The following is a 6,328-nucleotide window of genomic DNA, read 5'->3' as shown; positions in this document are numbered from 1 at the left end:
TGTCCAATCGATTTCTCGCCCGTGGCACGGCGAACAATGGCCACCACGTCATGCGACGTGCAACCAGCAGGCTTATCGAGTACAAGTAGACCGTTCATGCAGCGTCTATTCAGTTTATAGCTGTTTCTCCGGAGGCACAGTCCCGGTGATGTCCTCATCACCAAGGCAGCCTCCGCTTTTCTGTTGTCTTTCCGGAAGGGAATCTGCGTTTAGCATCGGACTGGTGCCCCATCTTCGGCGCAGCTTCATCGCGCCTAAGGTGGGGTCCAACATCCCCCACACCACGTCATCTCAACTGAAATCGATGCTCTTTGCGCGCCCCTCACTACGTCATCTCGACTGAAGGCGGCGCTCTTTGCCGCCGCAGTGGAGAGATCCCCGCATTTCGCGTTCGGACCCAGGGCAAACCCCACCCATGTCAACCCCCTCCCTGCAAACAATTCCTCCATCTCATACAAACAAAGGAGCTCTTTTCCGACAAAACTTGGCGGGTTAGTTTCACCCACTCAGCTACCATAGAAGTAGGGCAACTCCACAGTGTTTGCGGAAGAACTCACCGCCCTTGCCTTTCAGGCGAGAGCGCAGAGCGTTGTCCTCGGGCCTCTATCCGAATGCTGCACGAACCATGCCAAGAACACGTTTATAATGAATATTTTACAAAAAACATATTGAAAACAAGGACTTTACGACCCACCCGCCCGGAAGTCCAGACCTAAGCCCTTTAGAGGATGGACTTTAGCACTTAAGTAGGGGGAGGGGGTACCCGAGAAATCAATGAACCAGACACCGCGCAGCCAGCACTACCGTATGCCCGCAGAGTGGGCCCCCCATGCCGCCACCTGGATCGCCTGGCCGCACAACGCCGAGGACTGGCCCGGCAAGTTCCAGCCCATTCCCTGGGTCTATGCCGAGATCGCCCGCCACCTCGCCCGCGCCGAAGACGTCCACATCCTCGTCAACGACCAGCCCGCCGAGCAGCGCGCCCGACGCATCCTCCACCGCGCCGGAGCCAACCTCGACCGCATCCACTTCCACCGCTGGCCCACCGACCGCGTCTGGCTCCGCGACTCCGGCCCCATCTTCCTCAAAAATCCCGCAGGCGACCGAGCCGTCACCAACTGGAAGTTCAACGCCTGGGCCAAGTACCCGAATTATCACGACGACGACCAGGTTCCGCACCGCGTAGCCAGGCTCCACAACCTTCCCGAGTTCCAACCCACCTCTGGCGACCATCGCCTCGTCCTCGAAGGCGGCTCCATCGATACCAACGGCGCAGGCGTCCTCCTGACCACAGAAGAGTGCCTGCTCTCCGAGATCCAGCAGCGCAACCCAGGCATCAGCCGCGAACAGCTTGAACAAGCCTTCCACGACTACCTTGGCATCGACCAGACCCTCTGGCTCAATCGAGGCTGCGCCGGCGACGACACGCACGGACACATCGACGACATCGCCCGCTTCGTCGCTGAAGACACCATCCTCGCCGCCATCGAACCCAACGCAGCCGACGAGAACCACCTTCCGCTCGCCGAAAACCTCGACCGCCTCCGCGCCGCCCGCAACCTCGAAGGCAAACCGTTCCGCATCATCGAACTCCCCATGCCCGCCCCGGTCGTCTTCGACGGCCAGCGCCTCCCCGCCAGCTACGCCAACTTCTACATCGCCAACGACAGCGTCCTCGTCCCCACCTTCAACGACCCCAACGACCGCCACGCCCTCAACACCATCGCCGCCTGCTTCCCCAACCGAGAAGTCATCGGCATCCACGCCGTCGATCTCGTCTGGGGTCTCGGCACCCTCCACTGCCTCACCCAGCAGGAACCCGCATGAGCGACCTCGACTACCTCCACGCCGCCATCGCCGAAGCCCAGGCCGCCGAAGCCAGCGGCGAAGTCCCCGTCGGCGCAGTCGTAGTCCACAACGGCAAGATCATCGGCCGCGGCCAGAACCGCGTCCTCCGCGACTCCGACCCCACTGCCCACGCAGAGATCGTCGCCCTGCGCGAAGCCGGCCTCGCCCAGCAGAATTACCGCCTCGAAGACTGCGACCTCTACGTCACGCTCGAACCTTGCGCCATGTGCGCCGGAGCCATCCTGCACGCACGCATTCGACGCCTCATCTACGCCGCAGCCGACCCCAAAGCCGGAGCCTGCGGCAGCGTTCTCGACGTGATGAACCATCCGCGTCTAAACCACAAGCTCGAAGTCGTCTCCGGCCTGCTCGCTGAAGAGTGCGGACAGATGCTCAGCAACTTTTTCCTCGAACGGCGAGGAAAGAAGCCTCTCGCACAAGCCAACAGTGCATCTGACTAAGAGTAATAGCCCACCTTCAAGGAGCACACTCATGGCAGGCCGTCTCGCAGGCAAAGTCGCCGTTATCACCGGCTCGGGCACAGGCATCGGACAAGCCATCGCCATCCGCTACGCCAGCGAAGGCGCGACCGTCGTCGTCAACTATCTCGAGCATCCCGAGCAGGCCGACGAGACCAAAGCCCGCGCCGAAGCCGCCGGAGGCAAAGCCATCACCATCCAGGGCGACGTCTCCAAAATTGCCGACACCAATCGCCTCATCGACCAGACCTGGCAGCAGCTCGGCCGCTGCGACATCCTCGTCAACAACGCCGGCATCGAGATCGGAGCCAACTTCTGGGACATCACCGAAGCCGACTACGACAGAGTCCTCGACGTCAATCTCAAGGGCGCCTTCTTTCTCACCCAGGCCTTCGTCCGCCGCCTGCGCGACGCCAAACGGCCGGGTCGCGTCATCAACATGAGCTCTGTCCACGAGGACATGGTCTTCCCTCACTTCCCCACCTACTGCGCGGCCAAAGGCGGCATGCGCATGTTGATGCGAGACCTGGCTGTCGAACTTGGCCCACTCGGCATCACCGTCAACAACATCGCACCCGGGGCCATCAGCACGCCAATCAACGCCAGGATGATGGCGAATCCAACCGAGTTGAATGCCCTGCTCGCCAACATCCCTCTCGGCCGCATGGGCACGGTCGATGACGTCGCCGGCCTCGCGCTCTTTCTCGCCTCCGACGACGGCGCCTACGTCACCGGCTCAACTTATGTCATCGACGGCGGCCTGATGCGCAACTATCACGAACAATAGCGGCGTGCAGGTAAAATAGAGATATGGAACTGACCGTGTATTCGGCGGCCTGGTGCCGCGACTGCCGCGAGGCCAAACGCTTCCTCAGCAAACACAATATCGCTTTCAACGAGATCGACATCGAAAACACGCCCGGCGCGGCCGACGAGCTGCTCGCCAACGTCGGCAAGCGCGCCATCCCGCAGTTTGTCCTCGATGGCAAGTGGATTCAGCCCTACAAGCCGGGCCGCGGCTTCCTCTACGAAGAGATGGCCGCACTCTTCGGCGTCAGCAATATGTAGGAAAGATGCCTCCGTCAGGTTTGTCATTCTGAGCGGAGCGAAGAACCTCCGCATTTCGCCTGTCGCGTCACGCGCTTTTCAATTACAACAACATGGCACGAACCGAAGGAACTCACGATGATCGCTCGCTACACCCGCCCCGCGATGGGCAAAATCTGGTCTGACGAGAACAAGTACCGCTCCTGGCTCACCGTTGAAGCCGCCGCCTCGCAGGCGCTCGCCAGGTTCGGCCTCGTGCCACAGGCCGCAGCCGACGCCATCCGCGACAAAGGCAACTTCACCGTTGCGCGCATCGACGAGATCGAGGCCGAAGTCCGCCACGATGTCATCGCCTTCACCACCACGGTCGCCGAGCACATCGGCAACCCCGAACACTCGCGCTGGCTGCACTACGGCCTCACTTCGACCGATGTTGTCGATACCGCGCAGGCACTCCAGATCAAGGAAGCCTCCGCGCTCATCCGCAAAGGCATCGTCGCCCTTGCCCACACGCTCAAGCGCCGCAGCATCGAATACAAGCACACGCCCATCATCGGCCGCACCCACGGCGTCCACGCCGAGCCTTCCACCTTCGGCCTCAAGCTCCTGCTCTGGTACGCCGAAGTCCAGCGCAACCTCACCCGCTTCGACGCCGCAGCCGAAGACCTCCGCATCGGCAAGCTCTCAGGTGCGGTCGGCACCTTCGGCCACCTGAAGCCTGAGCACGAAGAGGCCATCTGCTCCGGACTCGGCCTCAAACCAGTGCCCATCGCAACGCAGGTCATCCAGCGCGACCTGCACGCGGCCTACATCTGCGCTCTCGCCGTGCTCGCCAGCACACTCGACAAGATCGCCACCGAGGTCCGCCACCTCCAGCGCACCGAGGTCCGCGAGGCCGAAGAGTTCTTCAGCGAGAAGCAAAAAGGCTCGAGCGCAATGCCGCACAAGCGCAACCCCATCACCAGCGAACAAATCAGCGGCCTCGCCCGCGTCATGCGCGCCAACGCGCAGGTCGCGCTCGAAAATGTCGCACTCTGGCACGAGCGCGACATCTCGCACTCCTCCGCCGAGCGCGTCATCCTACCCGACTCGACCATCCTCGCCGACTACCTGCTGGCCAAAACCGAAAACCTCATCGCCAAGCTGCTCGTCTACCCCGAGCGCATGTTGAAGAACCTCGAATCCACCGGTGGTCTCATCTTCAGCGGCCAACTCCTGCTCGATCTCGCCGAATCCGGCATGAGCCGCGAAGACGCCTACCGCCTCGTGCAGTCGCACGCGATGCGAAGCTGGAAAGAGAGTCTCAACTTCCGCGAAGAGGTCGCCAAAGACCCCGCCATCACAGCACGCCTTGCGCCAGAAAAACTAGCCCACGCCTTCGACTACAACCGCCAACTGGCCAACGTGGACGCCATCTTTAGCCGTGTTCTGGGATAATTGCCGCCATGACTACGGCCTTATTTTTTATCGCCATCGGAGTGTATCTGATCTTTCAGGGGCTCACATCTGATTACTTGATCGGCGAGAGTGAAGGTTTAGCGAGCGCCGAGGAGAAAGAGAAAGCCAAGGCGACACCGCTTACACGATTCATTGTGATCTGCGCCGGTATTGCTTCGCTAAGTTGGGATGCACATCACTTTCTGCACTGAAAATGGTACCCCTATACAAAATGTTGTCCGTTTTCGCCAGTATCATCGGCCGTCGTTTTGCATTTCCATTCCGTAGCGAAGCGGAGGAATCTGCTTTTCGCCCCACACCCCACAGGTTCCAATGCGACGCGATTACAACTTCTACGTCTACATCCTGGCAAGCCGCTCACGGAATCTGTACATCGGACTCCCCAACTGCCTGGCAGCACGCATAGCACAACACCGCGAAAACCGACCGGGCACTTACACTGCCCGCTACAACATCCACCGCCTCGTCCACTACGAACAATTCGCCTACATCAATAACGCCATCGCCCGCGAAAACGAGTTGAAAGACTGGAACCGCGAGAAGAAAATTGCCCTGATCGAGCACAACAATCCAACATGGGAAGATCTCGCAGCGAACCTGTAATGCGTTGCCGCAGCCAAAAGGCAGATTCCTCCGCTACGCTGCGGAATGGAAATACAAAAGAACAGCAATGCCGCGAACTCTCGTCCAAATCGTAGACGCTGCTCTGCTCTCAGCCACCGAACGCAGCGGCGCACATCTCGCCTGCCGCCCCGGATGCACCCAATGTTGCCACGGAGTCTTCCCCATCTCCCACGAAGACGCGCACCGTCTCCGCAAAGGCCTCGACGCTCTCGAACAAACCGACCCAGACAGATTCCGCCGTATCCGGCAGCGCACCGCCGAATCTCTCACGCGGCTCACGCCTCTTTTCCCCGGCGACTCGACGACAGGCATTCTCGCTGAAGACTACGAAGATTCCTTTCTCTTCAGTGATGAATCCGAAGGCTCGCTCGGCGACAATGAGCCGTGCCCTGCGCTCGACCCCACAACCGGCACCTGCGATCTCTATGAGCACCGTCCCATCGTCTGCCGCACCTTCGGCCCACCCATGCGCACCGCCGACGGCGACCTCGCCACCTGCGAGCTTTGCTACGTTCATGCATCTACGCAGGAGATAGAAGCCTGTGAACTCGATCCCACACTGCCCGCCCAGGAAGCCGCCAGCATTCTAGCCTTCAACAAAACGCACAACACGCACGGCGAAACCATCGTTGCCTATGCTCTCCGCGGCGTGTAGGCGATAATCATCTCTGTGTCCGAAACTCGCGCCATCACGCTAGCCGTCACCGGAGCGAGCGGTTCCATCTACGCCACCGAGATGCTCCGTGCGCTCGCTGCCGACGACCGCGTGCGGAAGGTCAACCTCGTCGTCTCCGACAATGCCCTGCGCGTGCTCGCCGAAGAACTCCAGATCGGCGGACGCAACGGCCTGGTAGAAAAGCTCCTCGGTTCCC

The 6,328-nt window shown here is 60.8% G+C and carries 9 protein-coding genes and 1 pseudogene; 9 read left to right on the top strand and 1 reads right to left on the bottom strand.

Annotated features, from left to right (window positions below):
- Positions 1 to 98: pseudogene (locus VFU66_RS05975) on the bottom strand (tRNA pseudouridine(55) synthase TruB); the annotation flags it as partial.
- Positions 99 to 774: 676 nt separating this feature from the next.
- Between VFU66_RS05975 and VFU66_RS05970 the strand changes: the two are divergent.
- From VFU66_RS05970 to VFU66_RS05930, 9 genes are all read left to right on the top strand, one after another.
- Positions 775 to 1,827: an agmatine deiminase family protein gene (locus VFU66_RS05970; protein WP_326445327.1), complete on the top strand. Its 1,053-nt coding sequence runs from the start codon at positions 775 to 777 to the stop codon at positions 1,825 to 1,827.
- Positions 1,824 to 2,309, top strand: a complete 486-nt coding sequence (tadA, locus tag VFU66_RS05965; RefSeq protein ID WP_326445326.1) for a tRNA adenosine(34) deaminase TadA — start codon at positions 1,824 to 1,826, stop codon at positions 2,307 to 2,309. Before VFU66_RS05970 ends, tadA begins: the two co-directional genes overlap by 4 nt.
- A gap of 31 nt (positions 2,310 to 2,340) precedes the next feature.
- Positions 2,341 to 3,114, top strand: a complete 774-nt coding sequence (locus tag VFU66_RS05960) for an SDR family NAD(P)-dependent oxidoreductase (RefSeq protein ID WP_326445325.1) — start codon at positions 2,341 to 2,343, stop codon at positions 3,112 to 3,114.
- Positions 3,115 to 3,137: 23 nt separating this feature from the next.
- Entirely contained in the window at positions 3,138 to 3,395 is a 258-nt protein-coding gene (locus VFU66_RS05955) for a glutaredoxin family protein (RefSeq protein ID WP_326445324.1), read from the top strand.
- Positions 3,396 to 3,512: 117 nt separating this feature from the next.
- Positions 3,513 to 4,811, top strand: a complete 1,299-nt coding sequence (gene purB / locus VFU66_RS05950) for an adenylosuccinate lyase (RefSeq protein ID WP_326445323.1) — start codon at positions 3,513 to 3,515, stop codon at positions 4,809 to 4,811.
- Positions 4,812 to 4,819: 8 nt separating this feature from the next.
- Positions 4,820 to 5,023: a hypothetical protein gene (locus VFU66_RS05945; protein WP_326445322.1), complete on the top strand. Its 204-nt coding sequence runs from the start codon at positions 4,820 to 4,822 to the stop codon at positions 5,021 to 5,023.
- Positions 5,024 to 5,144: 121 nt separating this feature from the next.
- A complete protein-coding gene (locus tag VFU66_RS05940) occupies positions 5,145 to 5,435 on the top strand; it encodes a GIY-YIG nuclease family protein (RefSeq protein WP_326445321.1) in 291 nt (96 codons plus the stop codon).
- 67 nt (positions 5,436 to 5,502) lie between these two features.
- Positions 5,503 to 6,111, top strand: coding sequence for a YkgJ family cysteine cluster protein (locus VFU66_RS05935; protein WP_326445320.1), 609 nt, complete (start codon positions 5,503 to 5,505; stop codon positions 6,109 to 6,111).
- A gap of 15 nt (positions 6,112 to 6,126) precedes the next feature.
- The coding region (locus VFU66_RS05930) for a flavoprotein (protein ID WP_326445319.1) at positions 6,127 to 6,328 on the top strand (202 nt) is incomplete at its 3' end.

The sequence above is a fragment of the Edaphobacter sp. genome (assembly GCF_035763405.1).
Classification (GTDB): domain Bacteria; phylum Acidobacteriota; class Terriglobia; order Terriglobales; family Acidobacteriaceae; genus Edaphobacter.
Note: the sequence above shows the minus strand (reverse complement) of the source record. Positions and strands in the feature narration are given on the sequence as shown.

What these genes read in the sequence shown, in the direction of transcription:
- VFU66_RS05960 (WP_326445325.1), top strand. Translation starts at nt 2,341, where the DNA reads ATGGCAGGCCGTCTCGCAGGCAAAGTCGCCGTTATCACCGGCTCGGGC.
- tadA (WP_326445326.1), top strand. Translation starts at nt 1,824, where the DNA reads ATGAGCGACCTCGACTACCTCCACGCCGCCATCGCCGAAGCCCAGGCC.
- VFU66_RS05940 (WP_326445321.1), top strand. Translation starts at nt 5,145, where the DNA reads ATGCGACGCGATTACAACTTCTACGTCTACATCCTGGCAAGCCGCTCA.
- purB (WP_326445323.1), top strand. Translation starts at nt 3,513, where the DNA reads ATGATCGCTCGCTACACCCGCCCCGCGATGGGCAAAATCTGGTCTGAC.
- VFU66_RS05970 (WP_326445327.1), top strand. Translation starts at nt 775, where the DNA reads ATGAACCAGACACCGCGCAGCCAGCACTACCGTATGCCCGCAGAGTGG.
- VFU66_RS05955 (WP_326445324.1), top strand. Translation starts at nt 3,138, where the DNA reads ATGGAACTGACCGTGTATTCGGCGGCCTGGTGCCGCGACTGCCGCGAG.
- VFU66_RS05945 (WP_326445322.1), top strand. Translation starts at nt 4,820, where the DNA reads ATGACTACGGCCTTATTTTTTATCGCCATCGGAGTGTATCTGATCTTT.
- VFU66_RS05935 (WP_326445320.1), top strand. Translation starts at nt 5,503, where the DNA reads ATGCCGCGAACTCTCGTCCAAATCGTAGACGCTGCTCTGCTCTCAGCC.